At 53.8% G+C, this 17831-nt stretch carries 19 protein-coding genes; 9 read left to right on the top strand and 10 right to left on the bottom strand.

What is annotated here, in order from left to right:
* Positions 1-8: 8 nt before the first annotated feature.
* Both HKT17_RS11565 and tsaE read right to left on the bottom strand, forming a co-directional pair.
* The gene (locus HKT17_RS11565; RefSeq protein ID WP_371815390.1) at positions 9-1313 is read right to left on the bottom strand and encodes an N-acetylmuramoyl-L-alanine amidase; all 1305 of its coding nucleotides are present in this window, start codon (positions 1311-1313) and stop codon (positions 9-11) included.
* Between the two features lie 45 nt (positions 1314-1358).
* Complete coding sequence (gene tsaE / locus HKT17_RS11570; RefSeq protein ID WP_171100216.1) at positions 1359-1844, bottom strand: tRNA (adenosine(37)-N6)-threonylcarbamoyltransferase complex ATPase subunit type 1 TsaE; 486 nt, start codon at positions 1842-1844, stop codon at positions 1359-1361.
* Between tsaE and queG the strand changes: the two genes are divergently transcribed.
* Complete coding sequence (queG, locus tag HKT17_RS11575) at positions 1843-2928, top strand: tRNA epoxyqueuosine(34) reductase QueG (RefSeq protein WP_171100218.1); 1086 nt, start codon at positions 1843-1845, stop codon at positions 2926-2928. The two genes, tsaE and queG, sit on opposite strands and share 2 nt — an antisense overlap.
* Positions 2929-2939: 11 nt before the next feature.
* Here queG and purM read toward each other — a convergent pair whose 3' ends face one another.
* The gene (purM, locus tag HKT17_RS11580) at positions 2940-3980 is read right to left on the bottom strand and encodes a phosphoribosylformylglycinamidine cyclo-ligase (protein WP_171100221.1); all 1041 of its coding nucleotides are present in this window, start codon (positions 3978-3980) and stop codon (positions 2940-2942) included.
* Between the two features lie 156 nt (positions 3981-4136).
* On the opposite strand from purM, the gene HKT17_RS11585 reads away from it, so the two are divergent.
* From HKT17_RS11585 to panD, 8 genes are all read left to right on the top strand, one after another.
* Positions 4137-4832, top strand: a complete 696-nt coding sequence (locus tag HKT17_RS11585) for an HdaA/DnaA family protein (RefSeq protein WP_171100222.1) — start codon at positions 4137-4139, stop codon at positions 4830-4832.
* The gene (locus HKT17_RS11590; RefSeq protein ID WP_171100224.1) at positions 4813-5478 is read left to right on the top strand and encodes a histidinol-phosphatase; all 666 of its coding nucleotides are present in this window, start codon (positions 4813-4815) and stop codon (positions 5476-5478) included. Before HKT17_RS11585 ends, HKT17_RS11590 begins: the two co-directional genes overlap by 20 nt.
* Positions 5475-6932, top strand: coding sequence for a polynucleotide adenylyltransferase PcnB (gene pcnB / locus HKT17_RS11595; RefSeq protein ID WP_171100227.1), 1458 nt, complete (start codon positions 5475-5477; stop codon positions 6930-6932). Before HKT17_RS11590 ends, pcnB begins: the two co-directional genes overlap by 4 nt.
* The gene (folK, locus tag HKT17_RS11600; RefSeq protein WP_171100229.1) at positions 6929-7444 is read left to right on the top strand and encodes a 2-amino-4-hydroxy-6-hydroxymethyldihydropteridine diphosphokinase; all 516 of its coding nucleotides are present in this window, start codon (positions 6929-6931) and stop codon (positions 7442-7444) included. The genes pcnB and folK overlap by 4 nt, the downstream gene beginning before the upstream one ends.
* Positions 7445-7519: 75 nt before the next feature.
* Positions 7520-8161 carry a deoxynucleoside kinase gene (locus HKT17_RS11605; protein ID WP_171100232.1) on the top strand — a complete coding sequence of 214 codons (642 nt, stop codon included), beginning with the start codon at positions 7520-7522 and terminating at the stop codon, positions 8159-8161.
* Positions 8162-8186: 25 nt separating this feature from the next.
* Positions 8187-9017 (top strand): 3-methyl-2-oxobutanoate hydroxymethyltransferase, encoded by an 831-nt coding sequence (gene panB / locus HKT17_RS11610; protein ID WP_171100234.1) that lies wholly within the window; start codon positions 8187-8189, stop codon positions 9015-9017.
* Between the two features lie 7 nt (positions 9018-9024).
* The gene (panC, locus tag HKT17_RS11615; RefSeq protein WP_171100236.1) at positions 9025-9876 is read left to right on the top strand and encodes a pantoate--beta-alanine ligase; all 852 of its coding nucleotides are present in this window, start codon (positions 9025-9027) and stop codon (positions 9874-9876) included.
* Complete coding sequence (gene panD / locus HKT17_RS11620; RefSeq protein ID WP_008251515.1) at positions 9876-10256, top strand: aspartate 1-decarboxylase; 381 nt, start codon at positions 9876-9878, stop codon at positions 10254-10256. The genes panC and panD overlap by 1 nt, the downstream gene beginning before the upstream one ends.
* 22 nt (positions 10257-10278) lie before the next feature.
* Here the strand turns inward: panD and HKT17_RS11625 are convergent, their stop codons facing one another.
* The 7 genes from HKT17_RS11625 to HKT17_RS11655 form a co-directional block, all read right to left on the bottom strand.
* Positions 10279-11310: an L-threonylcarbamoyladenylate synthase gene (locus HKT17_RS11625; protein ID WP_240965788.1), complete on the bottom strand. Its 1032-nt coding sequence runs from the start codon at positions 11308-11310 to the stop codon at positions 10279-10281.
* Positions 11297-12472, bottom strand: coding sequence for a 5-(carboxyamino)imidazole ribonucleotide synthase (locus tag HKT17_RS11630; protein WP_171100238.1), 1176 nt, complete (start codon positions 12470-12472; stop codon positions 11297-11299). Before HKT17_RS11630 ends, HKT17_RS11625 begins: the two co-directional genes overlap by 14 nt.
* A 16-nt stretch (positions 12473-12488) precedes the next feature.
* Positions 12489-13010 (bottom strand): 5-(carboxyamino)imidazole ribonucleotide mutase, encoded by a 522-nt coding sequence (gene purE, locus HKT17_RS11635; protein ID WP_240965791.1) that lies wholly within the window; start codon positions 13008-13010, stop codon positions 12489-12491.
* 4 nt (positions 13011-13014) lie between these two features.
* On the bottom strand, positions 13015-13911 hold the full coding sequence (locus tag HKT17_RS11640) for a phosphoribosylaminoimidazolesuccinocarboxamide synthase (protein ID WP_105027055.1): 897 nt from the start codon (positions 13909-13911) through the stop codon (positions 13015-13017).
* Between the two features lie 86 nt (positions 13912-13997).
* Positions 13998-15062, bottom strand: coding sequence for a class II fructose-bisphosphate aldolase (gene fba / locus HKT17_RS11645; protein ID WP_105027056.1), 1065 nt, complete (start codon positions 15060-15062; stop codon positions 13998-14000).
* 39 nt (positions 15063-15101) lie between these two features.
* Positions 15102-16580, bottom strand: coding sequence for a pyruvate kinase (gene pyk / locus HKT17_RS11650; protein WP_105027057.1), 1479 nt, complete (start codon positions 16578-16580; stop codon positions 15102-15104).
* The gene (locus HKT17_RS11655) at positions 16580-17761 is read right to left on the bottom strand and encodes a phosphoglycerate kinase (RefSeq protein WP_240965793.1); all 1182 of its coding nucleotides are present in this window, start codon (positions 17759-17761) and stop codon (positions 16580-16582) included. The genes pyk and HKT17_RS11655 overlap by 1 nt, the downstream gene beginning before the upstream one ends.
* Between the last annotated feature and the right edge of the window lie 70 nt (positions 17762-17831).

Genomic DNA, 17831 nt, shown 5'->3' on the forward strand with positions numbered 1-17831 from the left:
CGCCCGGTTTAGGTTAGGGGAGTGCGGGCAACAGGAGGGTTCTTGGCGAAGTAATTTGCAATACCCTTGGCGATCGCTTCAGCCAATTCTTGTTGATGGGCCGGGTTGGCCAGTTTTTTCTCTTCATCCGGGTTGCTGATGAAGGCTGTTTCAATGAGGATGGAGGGAATATCAGGCGCCTTCAGTACGGCAAACCCCGCCTGTTCCACACGCGGCTTGTGCAATCGATTCACCTTACCCAGGTTACCGAGAACCGCATCGCCCAACTTCAAGCTGTCATTGATTTGAGCGGTGGTCGACAAATCGAGCAGTACGCGGGCCAGTTGCGAATCGGTGCCTTTGATATTGACCCCACCGATTAAATCAGAGGCATTCTCCTTGTTGGCGATCCACTTCGCGGCAGTGCTGGTAGCACCTCGTTCGGATAGAACATACACCGACGATCCGCCCGCAGTGGGACGAATGAAGGCATCTGCATGCACAGACACAAACAGGTCAGCATTCACGCTGCGGGCCTTTTGCACACGTGTATTCAAAGGCACAAAAAAGTCACCGTTGCGAGTCAACATGGCCCGCATGCCCGGCATTTTGTCAATTTCTGCCTTCAGTTTTTTGCTGATGGCCAACACCACATTTTTCTCGTAGGTGCCCCCTTTGCCAACCGCACCGGGGTCTTCACCGCCATGGCCAGGATCGATGGCAACCGTGATCATTCGTCTCAGCTCTGGTGCCGGCTTCTTCTCAACGGGTGCATTGGGCTGTGCCTTGGCGACTTCGGTTCTGCTGGCACCTTTTTCTGGCGCCACACCTTCCAGCTTTAAAGTGCCGTTTGTTTCTGATTCGGCCAAACGCAAAGCACGGGAAATCTCATCTTCCCGCATGGCCGGGTCTTCAGACTTTTTCAGCAAAGCCAGCAAAGGATCTGCCGGATTCTTGGGATAAAAATCAACGACAAATCGATTTTGATACTCGGCAATTGGATCAATCGTGAAAATTTCTGGTTTGACTTCTGCTTTCAGATCGAACACCAGTCGCACGGTGTTCGCATCGTATTGCCCGACACGAATTTGTTGCACATAAGGGTCTTCGGGATGCAGGCGACTGGTGAGGTCTTTCAGGGTGTTGTCGAGTCGCATGTCAAGCAAATCGATCACCATGCGCCAGGGATTCTCAATCAGGAAGTGTTTGTACTTGATCGCGCCTGCGTGCTCTAGCGTTACCCGTGTGTATTCATCTGCGGGCCACAGGCGCACATCCACAAACTTCACCTGGTCAGCAGCAAAAGCGCCCACAGGCATTAGTTTCAGAAGCATTCCTGCCCCAACGGTTTTCAACAAGTCGCGACGCGAATTCATAGGCTATTGTTGTTCGTTCAGTTGTTTTACCAAATACTGCCCGTCTGGCGACAGGGCCCTCACCTCGATGTGTCGCCCTGTTGTTTCAGGGTTCGCGTGTTGGTGATAACTCAGGTGAATTTCGATATCCGCTTGAGGAAGCAGGCCGCCAGCCTTCTCGGGCCATTCGACCAAACAAATGGCATTTTCCTCAAAGTAATCACGAAAACCGGATTCTTCCCACTCATTCTGATCGAAGAATCGATAAAAATCAAAGTGATACACAGAATAATTCGAGAAATTGTAAGGTTCTACCAACGCATAGCTGGGACTTTTAACCGCACCCTGCACGCCCAAAGCCCGCAAAAACGCGCGCACCAATGCTGTTTTACCTGCGCCCAAAGGGCCGGAAAGGTAGATGCGAAGCGGTGCTTGCGCAAGTTTGGCCAGCTTTTCCCCTACACTGTGGGTTGCGGCGTCATCGGGTAAATGGCAGGTATAAGTTTTCATGCAGGCTCATCAAGAACAAGAGAACTGGGCATTGTTACAACGTGTGGCCAAAGCGCAGGGGTTGGGCTGCATGGGTGTCAGCGACACCCACTTGCAAGCCTGTGAACCACATTTGCAAGCCTGGCTAAACCAGGGCATGCACGGCGAGATGGCCTACATGGAGCGCCACGGACTGAAACGCCTAAATGCAGACACCCTGTTTCCCGGTGCGATTCGAATCGTATCACTGCGTGTGCCTTACGTACCTGAAACAACGCTGAACCAGCCTGATGCGACGACATTCACCGAGAAAACCCTGATGGAAATCGAAGCCCACAACAAACCCTATGTGAGTTTGTATGCGCGCGGTCGCGATTATCACAAGGTGATACGCCAGCGCCTGAAACGGTTCGCCGATGCTGTGAATTCCGAGGTAGGCGGATTCGGATTTCGTGTAGCAGTGGACAGTGCGCCCACAGCCGAAGTGGAGATTGCCCGCAAGGCGGGTTTGGGCTGGCGTGGTAAACACACATTATTGATTCATCCCGATGAAGGTTCGCTGTTTTTTCTGGGTGAAGTGTTCACGAACATGCCTTTGCCGCTGAGTGGTGAATTTGGCAAGAACCACTGTGGTACGTGTACCAGCTGCATCACAGCCTGCCCTACCCGCGCAATTGTGAAACCCTACCAGGTGGATGCCCGGCGTTGCATTTCGTATTTGACCATTGAGCACGACAGCGAAATACCCCTTGAACTTCGCCCACTCGTGGGCACCCGAATTTATGGTTGCGACGACTGCCAATTGGCATGCCCGTGGAACAAGTTCGCCAAGCCTGCGCAATACGCTGACTTCAATCCGCGCGCCGAGTTTGAAAAACCCGACTGGTTTGCCATGATGCGCTGGACTGAGCAGGAGTTTTTAAGAATAACCGAGGGCAGCGCCATTCGCCGGATTGGCTACAAGCGGTTTAGAAGAAATTTGGCAGTGGCCGCAGGCAATAGTGTGGGTGTTGTTGGCATGCGTGAGGCGCTGCTCGAAATGCGCTCAAGCGCCGATGCATTCCTGATGGAACACATCGACTGGGCTTTATCCCGGCTTGATTAATCGGTGAACACTTATTTTGCAGGTCGAACAATGGTGTGTGCTTCGCCCTCAACACGCGGGCGTACCACGCCCACTTGATACACCTTTTCACCCGCTGCGCTTAACAAATCCATTGCAGCCTTGGCTTGTTCTGCCGGCAGCACCACAACCATGCCAATGCCACAGTTGAACACGCGGTTCATTTCATCAAACGGCACTTGACCGTTTTGCTGCAACCACTTGAACAAATCCGTTTCTGGCCAGGTACCACGGTCAAGCTCAGCCACCAAATTGTCGGGCAACACACGTGGAATGTTTTCGACCAAACCACCACCAGTGATGTGGGCCAGCGCATGAACCGGCACCTTCTTGATCAACTCAAGCACAGGCTTCACATACATCCGCGTTGGGGCCATGATGGCCTCGCGCAAGGGCATGCCATCGCAAAGCTGGTTTAAATCGGGTTGGGCACGTTCCAGAATTTTGCGCACCAACGAAAAACCATTGGAGTGAATGCCATTGGACGCGAGGCCCAAAATAACATCGCCGGCCTTCACTTTGCTGGCATCCAGAATTTCGGATTTTTCAACAATGCCTACCGCAAAACCAGCCAAGTCATATTCACCGTCGGGATACATGCCGGGCATTTCGGCGGTTTCGCCACCAATGAGCGCGCAACCCGCTTGTTCACAACCATAGGCAATACCGCCTACTACACTTGCGGCTGTTTTAACGTCCAGTTTGCCGCATGCAAAGTAATCGAGAAAATAAAGGGGCTCTGCGCCTTGAACCAAAATATCGTTGGCACTCATGGCCACCAAATCAATACCCACGGTGTTGTGAATGTTCCACTCAAAGGCCAGACGCAACTTGGTACCCACACCATCGGTGCCGGAGACGAGCACGGGTTCTTTGTACCCTTTGGGTACTTCGAACATGGCGCCAAAACCGCCAATACCAGCCAGCACACCTGGGCGCATGGTGCGCTTTGCCATGGGTTTGATTGCATCAACCAGATCATCACCGGCTTGCATGTCAACGCCGGCGTCTTTGTAGGTCAAGGGAGAATTCATTGAAATTCGGTCCGAAAAATTGTGGTGCTGGGTTGCTTGCTTCAGGTTTGTGGCCACAAGCGCGAGTCGGTGTATTTTAACCGAGACAGGGCGTAAAAAGTGTCATTCAAGGGTATTATTGGGGGCTGCTCGATTCCCCCCGCTTTGGCAATGCCCATGCAACAGTTGCTTCTCGATGTGTTCACGCCCCCCAGGCCGACACTGTCCAACTTTCTGGTTGGGCAGAATGGGCAGCTTGTGTATGAACTGCGAGAACTGATCCAAATGAAGGGAACCAGTCCGTTTGTGTACATCTACGGACCTTCAGGTTGCGGAAAAAGTCATTTGCTGCGGGGCGTGGCCAGCCAACTGGGAGTAAATGTAATTGCCGGCGGCAATCGCTTTGTGTTCAAGCCCGGCGAACAGGCCTTGGTGATCGACAACATTGACCGCCTGACCCCGTACTCCCAGGTGCAATTGTTCAATGCGTTCAATTCAAGCATGGCCGAGAACAAACCCGGTAAAATCGTGTTGGCGGGTGAGCACCCCACCACCGAACTGAAACTGCGTGATGACTTGCGCACACGCATTGAAGCTGGCTTGTGCTTGCGCGTGCACCCGTTGAGCGATCAGGAAAAACATGCGGCACTGCAAGCCATGGCGAAATCGCGGGGCCTGCAGTTAAGTGAAGAGGTCATTGAGTACGCACTTCGCTATTTCCAGCGTGACATGGGCTCGCTGATGGCGGTGATGGACGGGCTGGATCGCTTTTCCCTTGAACAACAAAAACCAGTGAGCGTGAATTTGCTGCGCCACTGGATGAAACGACGAGAAAGTCTGGTAATTCGAGAATATGAAACTCGCACTGTTTGACCTGGACAACACCCTGTTGCCCATTGACTCCGACCATGGCTGGTCGCAATTCCTCATCAACAAAGGTGTGCTGGACCGGGCCGAGTTTGAAGCGAGAAACGATCAGTTTTTTGCGGACTACAAAGCAGGCACGCTGAACATCGACGAGTTTCTGGACTTTCAATTGCGCCCGCTGCGCGACAACAAACGTGCACAACTGGCGGTTTGGCACAATGAGTTCATGGCTGAAGTCATTCGACCCAACTTGAAACCAAGCGCCATTGAGCTGGTAAAACAGCACCAGGCGGACAATGCCGTGTGCGTGATCATTACGGCCACCAACAGCTTTATTACCCAACCAATTGCACAGGCATTCGGTATTGAAGCCCTGATCGCAACCGAGCCCGAATTGGTCGATGGTGAATACACTGGCAAGGTCACTGGTGTGCCCAGTTTCAGGGAGGGCAAAGTGACAAGGCTGAACGACTGGTTGGCCGCGAAGAACTGGACTTTGAGCAGCTTTGAGAGCAGTTACTTTTACAGCGACTCCATCAATGACCTGCCCCTTCTGGAATGCGTAAGCCACCCAGTTGCAGCAAACCCCGACAACAAACTGGCTGAAATTGCACAAACACGCGGCTGGCCTGTCCTTGAGTTGTTCAAATGATCAAGAAACTGTTTAAACGGATGTTTTCCAAGCCGGCCACGCTGGGGCGTGAAACCCCGGGGCCAGCTGCGCACTTGAACCTGGGGACACCCAAGAAAGTGAAAGCAAGCTACGGCGTGCACAAACCCAAGGTGTGGGGTGTGGCCGAGCACAAAATTGATCGCCGCCTGGTTAGCCACAATGCGATCCGCGTGTGCGAAACCTTGCAAAGCAAGGGTTACAAAGCATTTGTTGTGGGCGGTGCCGTGCGCGATTTGCTCTTGGGCATGCGTCCCAAAGACTTCGACGTGGCCACTGACGCAAGCCCTGAACAAACCCAAAGACTGTTTCGCCGCGCACGGGTCATTGGCAGGCGCTTTCAAATTGTGCACGTGATGTTTGGCCCTGAAACCATTGAAACATCAACCTTCAGAGCCCTGGCCAGTGCAAGCAACGAGAAAGATGAGCATGGCAGGGTGCTGCGCGACAATGAATTCGGGCGGCAAGACGAAGACGCCTCAAGGCGCGACTTCACCGTGAACGCCATGTACTACGACCCCAGCACGGAAACCGTGTGGGACTACCACCATGGCATGGAAGACCTGCGCGCGCGCGTGCTACGCATGATTGGAGAGCCAAGCCTGCGCTACCGCGAAGACCCGGTTCGAATGCTGCGTGTGGTGCGTTTTGCAGCCAAACTGAATTTCGAGATTGAACCAGCCACCTACGCGCCCATCGCCGAGTTGTCTGACTTGCTGCGCAATGTGCCTGCCTCGCGGCTGTTTGATGAAATGCTGAAGCTGCTGATGAGCGGCTCGGCCATGGCCTGCTTGAAAGGTTTGCGGGAAGCTGGATTACATCATGGTGTATTTCCCTTGCTCGATGCAATTCTGGAGCACCAACGCGGTGAACCCTTTTTGACGGAGGCTTTGGCCCGCACCGACAAACGTGTCAAAGAAGGCAAGCCACTCAGCCCCGGCTTTCTGTTTGCCTGCCTGTTGTGGCATTTGGTGCTGGAAAACTGGGAGAAAAAACTTGAACAGGGGGAACTGAAATTCCCGGCCCTTTTCGCTGCAATGGACGATGTGCTGGCCGAACAGGCCGAGCGTACAGCTATTCCCCGTCGCCTGACTGGTGACATGCGTGAAATTTGGGCATTTCAACCGCGTTTCGAAAAACGCGCAGGCAAAGCACCGTTTCGCATGCTAGAGCAGCAAAAATTTCGGGCGTCACTGGACTTCTATGAATTGCGTGCAATGGTGGGCGACATAGACGCCGATGTTGAATTGGCTGAATGGTGGCGGGAGTTCAGCGATGGCGATGTGAATAACCGCCAGAATATGCTGGACGCGCTGCGTGGAACACCCGCGGGTACTGATGGAGCAGCCAAGAAAAAACGACGTCGCAGAAAACCCAAATCAGGCACAAGTGCACAAGGTGCAAGCCCTGCGGGACAGGAGCAACAAGGCGAGTGAGCGCCGAGGTGAGTCTTCAATTGAACCCTACGCTGAGCCACACCCTGTGCTACCTGGGTTTGGGTGGCAACTTGGGGCATCCCATGGCCTTGTTCGATGAAGTAATTGACTATTTCCGAGCCCATTCTTGCGCAAAGGCGGTGCGGGAATCTCTGCGTTTTGAGAGCGCCCCGGTGGATGCCACAGGCCCGAACTACGTGAACTCCGTGCTGGAATTGATGTGGCAAGGCAATGCCGAACAACTATTACATACATGTATGGCCATTGAGTCACAATTGGGGCGGGTTCGTACCACGCGCAATGCCCCACGTCCCATCGACGTTGATGTGCTCCTGTTTGGTCAGGAAACCGTTAATACTTCACAACTGACAGTGCCCCACCCACGCATGCACCTGCGGCGCTTTGTACTGGAGCCGCTGTTGCAGTTAAACCCAGAAATTGAGATCCCGGGCCTGGGCCCGGCGAGAAACCATTTGCCAGGCACGCTGGACCAGATCGTCAAAGCAATTTGAACTTTTTTTCCAATACCAGCCTCACCCCTGCGCTACACTGAGGCCGCGCGCAAGCCACCCACCGGAGAGTAAAACTTGTTGTTACAAAAGTATCGCCACATCGTGATTGAAGGCCCAATCGGCGTGGGAAAAACCTCGCTGGCCCGACTGATCGCCCAGCGATTTCAGGCAGAGCTGTTGCTCGAGAAGCCTGAAGACAATCCCTTTCTTGAGAAGTTTTACCAAGAACCCGCCCGTTACGCCCTGCCCACCCAGTTGTTTTTTTTGTTTCAGCGCATTGGGCAGCTGCGGGATTTGACCCAACGGGATTTTTTCGAAAACATGGTGGTCAGCGACTTCCTGCTGGAAAAAGACCGCATGTTTGCCAGCCTGACGCTGGATGAAGAAGAGCTGAAGCTTTACCAGCAAATTTATCAACACCAAAGCCCACAAACCAGCGTGCCGGATTTGGTGATTTACCTGCAAGCTTCGCCGCAAGCACTCATTGAACGGGTGCAAAAACGCGCAACGCCCTATGAGGTGAACATCACCGAGGCGTATTTGTCCCAGTTAAGCGATGCATACAGCCGGTTTTTTTACCACTACGACGACGCACCCTTGTTGATTGTGAACACCGAGCATTTAAACCCGGTTGATCATTCCGAAGATTTTGATTTGTTGTTAAACCAGATTGACGGGATGAAAGGTCGACGCGAGTTTTTCAACTGGTCTGAGTAAGACACACCCCACAAGAGAGCACACCATGAGCGCACAACCCCAAGCCGCTGCCAACAGCACCCGCAAGGCTGTTACCTTGCCCGCGTTGCTTGAGATGAAAAAAAATCAGGAAAAAATCGCCATGCTGACCTGCTACGACGCGTGCTTTGCCAGCGTGCTCGATGCAAGCGGCGTGGATGTTTTGTTGATTGGCGACTCTTTGGGCATGGTACTGGCTGGCATGCCCAGCACCCTGCCTGTGACCATGGACATGATGGAGTACCACACACGTTGTGTAGCCGCTGGCAACAAGAATGCATTTGTGGTGGCCGACATGCCGTTTGGCAGCTACCAGGAAAGCGTGGAGCAGGCCTACCGCAATGCCGCCAGGCTGATGGCAGCAGGCGCGAACATGGTGAAACTCGAAGGCACTGCATGGCTGGCCCCGACCGTTGAATACCTGACCACACGCGACATTCCTGTGTGTGCCCATTTGGGCCTGACGCCGCAATCGGTCAGTGCGCTGGGTGGTTATCGCGTGCAGGGCCGCGATGCCAAAGCCGCGAAAATACTGAAAACCAATGCCAAGGCCATGCAAGAGGCTGGCGCCCAAATGGTGCTGTTTGAACTGATTCCGGGCAAACTTGCAGCGGACATTTCCAAAAGCCTGACGGTACCCACCATCGGCATTGGTGCCGGGGTTGATTGTGACGGACAAGTTTTGGTGCTACACGACATGTTGAATGTTTTTCCGGGCAAAAAACCGAAGTTTGTGCGCAATTTCATGGATAATCAGCCCTCGATTCAAGCTGCCGTGCAGGCCTATGTGTCTGCGGTGAAAGACAGAACCTTTCCCACAGCAGAACATACATTCTGAGTATTTGATGAGACAGATTTCTTCAATTTCCGAGCTGCGAGATCAACTGCGTGGCCAAAACCGGGTGGCTTTTGTGCCCACCATGGGCAATTTGCACGAGGGCCACATGTCCCTGATGCGAATTGCTGCCAAACACGGTGACCCCGTGGTCGCGAGCGTGTTTGTGAACCGTTTGCAGTTTGGCCCCAATGAGGATTTCGACAAGTACCCGCGCACCATGCAGGAAGACGCGGAAAAACTGGAAAAAGAACAGGTGTATGTGATGTTTGCGCCCACCGAGCGCGACCTGTACCCCGAGCCACAGGATTACCGTGTAAAGCCGCCCGATGACCTGGGTGGCACACTGGAAGGTGAATTTCGCCCCGGTTTTTTTGAAGGTGTCAGCACAGTAGTAACCAAGCTGTTTAATTGCGTGCAGCCCAAAGTGGCAGTTTTTGGCAAAAAAGACTACCAGCAGTTAATGATTATTCGGCGCTTGGTGGCCCAGCTGGCCATGCCGATTGAAATTATTGCAGCCCCCACGGTACGGGCCGAGGATGGTCTGGCCCTTTCTTCGCGCAACCGTTACCTGAATGAACAGGACCGTGCCGAAGCGCCGTTTTTGTATCAACTTTTGAATGATCTCTCGAATCGGGTAAAATCGGGTCGCCCGAATTTGGACCAGTTGGTACAATTGGAGCGCATTTGCGCCGACACACTGGCGAACCGTGGCTGGAAGCCCGATTATTTTGAGGTACGCAGGCAAGCAGACCTGCAACGCCCCACCGATGAAAACCTGTCCGATCAAACGCCGCTGGTTATACTGGCCGCGGCCAAGCTGGGTCAAACCCGCCTGATCGACAATCTGGAGATTGACTAATGCATCGTGAGATGTTGCTCGGAAAAATTCACCGAGCCAAAGTAACCCACTGCGAACTGCACTATGAAGGTTCTTGCGCGATTGATGAAAACCTTCTCGAAGCGTCGGGCATTATTGAATTTCAGCGCATCGACATTTACGTGATCGACAATGGCGAGCGTTTTTCAACTTATGCCATCAAGGGCGAGCGCGGAAGCGGCATGATTTCCCTGAATGGTGCGGCTGCACGCCGTGCTCAAAAGGGTGACTTGGTAATTATTGCGGCCTATGGCACGCTGGATGATCAGGAGTGCAAAACATTCCAGCCCAAGCTGGTGTTTGTGGATGACAACAATGTGATTGCCGAGCAGCGCGGGCACATTCCAACCCAGCAAATGTAATTAAACCAAGCAGCGTGGCAACTCAGGCGGAAGCGCGTTTCAAGCGATCATTGACCGCTTCCCAATCCGGGGTTTGCCCAGGTTTTTCAAATAATACTTGCCTGCAAGCCAATTCGTCAGCCTGACGCAATGTGGCATACAGCGCCTTGGCGACTTCGCCAGGTTTGTCACTCAAGGCTTCAACCAGCACTTCCCCGCACTTTTCTCGCAGCGCGTCAGCCTGCGCCAGGAATTCATCGGTCCAGCCCACACACAAGGTTTTATTCTGCAACTGCAAGGCAGCCAATTCGCTGGCCTGCAGCACCCACACCTTGGCATCAGGGCTGTAGTGTTTTTCAAGCGCACCGGAAACCCGCGGATTGGCGTTTGGAGTTTTGGATACCTCACCGTGACTTTTCACAGCCACGCCCAGCACCGCTTCTATTTGCGCAGCCGTAATGGCACCAGGCCGCAGTATGGCGGGCTGGTCATCCAGCAATGAAACAATGGTCGATTCAATACCTACCTCAGGCACATCGCCATCCAGAATAAACGGAATTCGGTCGCCAAGCTCGGCCAGCACGTGGCTTGCACGTGTGGGGCTGACTTTGCCAAAGCGGTTGGCCGAAGGTGCTGCCACCGGCACCCCAGTGGCTTTTAGCAGTTCAATCGCAACCGGGTGGGAAGGGCAGCGAATCCCCACAGAATTTTGCCCGCCAGTCACTTCAAAAGGCATGCGCTCGCCCTTGGGGACAACCAAAGTGAGCGGGCCAGGCCAGAACGCATTCATCAACTTTTGCATGGTGAGGGTAAGTTCAGCCACCCAGCCTGTTAATTCTGCACCGGGGGCCACGTGGGCAATCAGGGGGTGTTCTGAGGGTCGCCCCTTGGCCTTGAAGATGCCTTCAATGGCGCCCAGCTGAGAAACAGCCGCACCCAGGCCAAACACGGTTTCGGTTGGAAAAGCGACCAACTCGCCGCTCTGAAGCGCCTGAGCGCATCGCTTGATGTTGCTCGCAGAGGGGACGAGCAATTCAGCATGCATGTGAGGCCGGCCGGAATCAGTCGTCGTCATCGCCAATGCCCAGAATGTCTCTAACTTCTTGAGCAACCGCCAGGGCACGGTCAAGGGTTTCTGCAATCACCGTGATATGGCCCATCTTGCGCCCTACCCGGGCTTGTTCTTTGCCATACAGGTGCAGCTTCACTTCGGGAATGGCCAATACTTTTTCCCAGGCAGGTTCACGCACGCTGCCATCTTCGCCATACCAAAGGTCGCCCAGCAGGTTCACCATGACGGCAGGACTGTGCTGGCGAGTGTCGCCCAATGGCAGCCCTGCAAGCACGCGAGCCTGTTGTTCAAATTGGCAGGTAACACAGGCATCAATTGAATAGTGCCCGCTGTTGTGGGGACGCGGTGCAATTTCATTGACCACGAGGCCCAATTCATCCACTACGAAAAACTCGACGCAAAGTACACCCACGTAATCAAGGGCACCAGCAATTGAAATGGCATTGGCGCGGGCTTGGGCAGCCATGGCGTCATCAATACGGGCAGGCACAATGGTGGTGGCCAATATGCCCTTGCGGTGATGATTTTCAGCCACCGGAAAAGTTGCGCACTCACCTTTGTGGTCTCGGGCCACAATCACCGACATTTCTTTTTGCAAAGTGAGGCGCTTTTCAAGCACACATTCCACTTCATTCAAATCGGCGAATGCCTTGCGCACCTCGTCCAGCGTTTTCACACGAACCTGACCCTTGCCGTCGTAACCCAAACGGGCCGTTTTCACGATACCCGGCAGCAGGTTCTCAAGATCATCGGTAATATCGGCCATGCTGCGAATGGCCGCATGGGGTGCAACAGGCACGCCACAACCTGTGATGTAGGCTTTTTCTTCAATGCGGTTTTGCGCCACACCGACCGAGAAAGCAGATGGGCTGACAGGAATGCTTTTGGAAAGCGTATCCAGTGCCAAGGCGGGCACATTTTCAAATTCAGTGGTTACCCCCACGCAGCGCTGGGCCAACTTGGCCAAACCCTGATCGTCCATGTAATCGGCAAGCACTTGGTCATCAGCGACAGAACCGGCAGGGCCGTTGGCGACGGGGTCTAGCACCAGCACGCGATACCCCATGCTTTGTGCTGCCATGCAGAACATACGGCCCAACTGACCACCACCCAACAGGCCCAGCCACTGGCCAGGTTTGGCTGTTTTGAATTCAATCTTGCTCATGTGTTTGGCTTAAAAATCAACGCAAAGGGGGCAGTTCCATTTCGCGGGCCACATTGGACTGGCTCACACGAAAATCCTGCAATTTCTGATTCAATTCCGTGTCGGTCAAGGCCAAAATGGCGACCGCACCCAAAGCAGCATTGGCCGCACCCGCCTCCCCAATGGCGAAGGTGTGCACCGGAATGCCTTTGGGCATTTGCACAATCGACAACAGAGAATCTTCGCCGCGCAGGTACTTGGAGGGCACTGGCACCCCCATGACCGGCACAATGGTTTTGGCTGCCAACATGCCGGGCAGGTGTGCTGCACCGCCTGCACCGGCAATAATCACCTGGATGCCGCGGGTGGCTGCTGTTTCAGCGTAGGCAAACATTTCATCGGGCATGCGGTGGGCTGAAACCACACGGGCTTCATAGTCCACACCAAAATCGCGCAGCACCTGTACGGCGTTTTTCATCACTTCCCAGTCGGAAGACGAACCCATGACCACACCCACTTTGGGATGGTCGGAGGTGTGCATGTGTATGGCTTCGGTCATGTGCTTATCCAATCCAAAGGCGGCCAGTCAAAATTTCATAGGCCTGGCGATATTTACCCGCCGTTTTGTCGATGATGTCTTGTGGCAGTGTAGGCGCTGGTGCTTTTTTGTTCCAGCCTGGAACGCTTTCCAGGTAATCGCGTACGAATTGTTTGTCATACGAAGGTGGGGAAATGCCCACCTGGTACTGGTCTGCCGGCCAAAATCGGGAGGAATCTGCGGTCAATACCTCGTCCATCAAGGTGAGGGCACCGTTTTCGTCGAGACCAAATTCAAATTTGGTGTCCGCAATAATAATGCCCTGGCGGGCTGCGTAATCGCTGGCCTTGGTGTACAAGGCAATCGATACATCGCGAATTTGTTGGGCAAGGTCACGGCCAACAACATCGCTCATGGTGTCGAAATCAATATTTTCGTCGTGTTCACCCATGGCTGCCTTGGTGGCTGGCGTAAAAATAGGCTCGTCCAGCTTGGCAGCCATTTGCATGCCTGGGGGTAATTTGATGCCGCACACCGCACCTGTGGCCTGGTAGTCTTTCCAGCCAGAACCGATCAGGTAACCACGCACCACGGCCTCGATTGGCAAAGCTTTCAGCTTTTTAACCACCATGGAGCGGCCCTTGATCTGGGGTGCTTCTTCAGCCGACACCACTGTTTCGGGAGCAATGCCGGTGAGGTGATTGGGCACTACGTCAGCCAGAATGTCGAACCAGAACTGAGCCATCTGGGTAAGCACCATGCCTTTTTCGGGAATGGGTTGATCCAGAATGACATCGAATGCAGACAGGCGGTCGCTGGCCACAATCAACATTTTGTCGTCGCCAACAGAGAAATTTTCCCGAACTTTGCCGCGGTGCAGCAAAGGCAGGGAAGTCAGCTTGGTTTCAAACACAGTACTCATTCAAATGGCCTCGTGGGATTCAGGCTTTAAAAATAAAACACGCGGGGCACAGCCCGCGTGAGCTTCAACAGGCTTTTGCTGACCGTTTATTGAACGATTTGCGCGAGTTCGCCTTTGGCGTATTTCTGTGCAATTTCGCTCATGGGGATCGGCTTGATTTTCGCGCCCTGCCCTTCACAACCAAATTCCATGTAACGCTGTTTGCAAATTTGCTTGGCCGCTTCACGCGCGGGTTTCAGCCACTCACGCGCGTCGAATTTGTCGGGGTTCTCGAACAAGAACTTACGCACCGCACCAGTCATGGCCAGACGAATATCGGTATCAATGTTGATTTTGCGCACACCATACTTGATGGCTTCCTGAATTTCCTCCACAGGCACACCGTAGGTTTCTTTCATCTTGCCGCCATACTGGTTGATGATGGCCAGCAATTCTGCGGGCACCGACGATGAACCGTGCATCACCAGGTGGGTATTTGGAATACGGGCATGAATTTCCTTCACGCGTGAAATGGCAAGAATATCGCCAGTGGGCTTGCGGCTGAACTTGTAGGCACCATGACTAGTACCAATGGCGATGGCCAAAGCGTCCAGTTGTGTGCCCTTGACAAACACGGCAGCCTCTTCGGGATCGGTCAGCATTTGGCTGTGATCCAGTTTACCCTCGGCGCCAATGCCATCTTCCTCGCCCGCTTCACCTGTTTCCAGGTTACCCAGGCAACCCAGTTCACCTTCCACTGTCACACCCACCTTGTGCGCCATGTCTACCACTTTGCGGGTCACTTCAAGGTTGTAGTCGAATGAAGCCGGTGTTTTGCCGTCTTCCATCAAAGAGCCGTCCATCATCACCGAGCCAAAGCCCAGGTCGATTGCGCCCTGGCAAACCTTGGGGCTTGTGCCATGGTCTTGATGCATAACCAAAGGAATGTGCGGAAATGCTTCCACAGCCGCCTGAATCAGGTGCTTGATGAACGGCTCGCCAGCGTACTTGCGGGCACCCGCGCTGGCTTGAAGAATAACAGGCGCACCCACCTCGTCGGCAGCGGCCATAACAGCCTGAACCTGTTCCAGGTTGTTCACATTGAAGGCGGGGATGCCATAGCCGTTTTCGGCGGCATGGTCCAGCAGTTGGCGCATGGATACGAGAGGCATTTCAAAGTCTCCGAAAAATAAAATTAGTCAAATAGCTGGTTAATTCAGCAAGCCAATGTGTTCGCCCACGCGAACAATTTTCATGGTGTTGGTTCCGCCCGATTTACCGATTGGCTCACCAATGGTGATCACAATCAGATCACCCAACTCAACCACTTTGGCATCCAGCAAAGCCTGCTCTGATTTCGCCAGCAACACCTCACGGTCCTCAGTTTCGTACTGCATCATGACAGTGCGCACATCGCGGTACATCGACAGGCGACGGCGGGTTTTCTCCTCGGGCGTCAGCGCGAAAATCGGCACGCCACTGTTCAAACGCGACATCCACAAGGCAGTAGACCCAGACTGGGTCAACGCCGCAATCGCTTTCACCTCAAGGTGGTGTGCAGTAAACAAAGCGGCCATTGCAATGGACTGGTCCACTCGCTTGAACTTGCGATTCAGGAAATCGGTGTCCAGGCTGATGGTGGCTGACTTTTCTGCTTCAACACACACGCGGGCCATGGCCACAATTGTTTCTACTGGGAACTTGCCCGCAGCGGTTTCAGCTGACAACATCACGGCGTCTGTGCCATCGAGCACTGCATTGGCCACATCGGACACTTCAGCGCGGGTGGGCACGGGGCTTTCAATCATGCTTTCCATCATCTGGGTAGCAGTAATGGTCAGCTTGTTGGCTTCCCGGGCGGCGCGAATAAGGCGCTTTTGGGCTGCAGGTACAGCGGCATCACCAATTTCAACTGCCAAATCACCGCGTGCCACCATCAGACCGTCGCAAGAACGGATTAAATCATCCAGATTCTCAAGTGCCTCGCAACGTTCAATCTTGGCAATCATCATGGCGTGGCCACCTGCCGCGCGAGTCAGTTCGCGCGCCATGTACATATCCGCACCGCTTTTGGGAAAGCTGACCGCAATATAGTCAGCCTCGAAAGCCACTGCAGTGCGGATGTCTTCCATGTCTTTCGACGTGAGGGCAGGCGCGGACAAACCACCGCCCAATTTGTTAATGCCCTTGCGATTCTTGAGCACACCACCCACTTCAGTTTCACAGTGAATTTGACTGGGGGTTACTTTTTTGACTTTCAGTACAATCTTGCCGTCATCCAGCAACAGGGTATCGCCTGTTTTGACATCATTCACCAGCTCGGGATAGTCCAGCCCAACCCGCTCGTCGTCGCCTGAGTCGCACTTGGCTTCCAGCACAAAGGGCTGACCGTTAACGAGGTTGGTGGAGCCATTGGCAAACACACCAATTCGAATTTTGGGCCCTTGTAAATCGGCCATCACCGCAATGTCGCGCTTCAAACGGGCCGCAATTTCACGCACGGTTTTGACCCGATCAATATGCTCCTGGGCAGTGCCGTGCGAGAAGTTGACCCGCACCACATTCATGCCCGCTGCGATCATTCGCTCAAGAACTGCGGGATCGGTAGATGCCGGCCCCAAAGTGGCCACTATTTTGGTTTGACGGGGTACATACACGTTGGGCACCAATTTGCTCCCTGAGTTAGACATTAAGCCGCTCTCTGTTGAAGAATTTCTACGGCCGGCAGGGTTTTACCCTCCAGAAACTCAAGAAATGCGCCGCCACCGGTTGAAATATAACTGACCTGATCACCAATGTTGTACTTTGAAATAGCCGCCAAGGTGTCGCCACCGCCCGCAATCGAAAAAGCCTTGGAATTTGCAATTGCCATGGCCAGGAGCTCGGTGCCTTTGCCAAACTGATCGAACTCAAACACTCCCACGGGGCCGTTCCACACAATGGTGCCGGCTTTGTCCAGAATGGCAGCCAATTCCTCGGCTGTGTTGGGGCCGATGTCGAAAATCATGTCATCAGCGGCCACATCGGCCACCTTCTTGCTGGTGGCATAAGCTGTCGGGGAAAATTCTTTGCCCACCACGACATCGCTCGGAATTGGCACAGCAGCGCCTCGGGCTTTCATGTTGTCGATGATGGTTTTGGCCTCGCCCACCAAGTCGTGCTCGGCAAGCGACTTGCCGATTGGCAAGCCCAGCGCAGCCATGAATGTATTGGCGATACCGCCACCCACAATCAACTGGTCCACTTTGTCGGCCAGACTATTCAAAATTGTCAGTTTGGTCGACACCTTAGAACCCGCCACAATCGCCACCATTGGGCGTTTGGGAGCGGAAAGCGCTGCACCCAAGGCATCAAGTTCGGCAGCCAGCAAAGGGCCTGCACACGCCACTGGCGCATATTGTGCCGCGCCGTGAGTAGTGGCCTCTGCACGATGGGCCGTGCCGAAGGCGTCATTGACATAAACATCGCAAAGCGCGGCAATTTTTTGTGCCAGTTCGGGGTTGTTCTTTTTTTCGCCTTTATTGAACCGGCAGTTTTCCAGCAGCAACACTTCACCAGCCTTCACGTCTACACCATTCACCCAGTCTTTGACCAAGCGAACAGGGCGGCCCAACAATTCACCCAGACGCGCGGCCACCGGGGCCAAACTCAACCTCTCATCGTACTCACCCTCGGTGGGTCGGCCAAAGTGGCTGGTCAGCAGCAAGGCTGCGTTGTTGTTCAAGCAGTATTCAATGCCGGGCAAAGAGGCACGAATGCGGGTGTCTTCCGTGATGTTGCCATTTGCATCCACTGGCACGTTAAAATCGACGCGGATCAATACACGTTTGTTGGATACGTTTTGGTCAGTCAGGCGCAGGAAACGCAACATTGCTTTTCAACTCTCAAGGAAGGTTATTGGAAACAATCCGGAATTATAACGCCCCCAGCCCGCTTTTCCT

The sequence above is a fragment of the Limnobacter sp. SAORIC-580 genome (assembly GCF_013004065.1).
In the GTDB taxonomy this organism is placed as follows: Bacteria; Pseudomonadota; Gammaproteobacteria; order Burkholderiales; family Burkholderiaceae_B; genus Limnobacter; species Limnobacter profundi.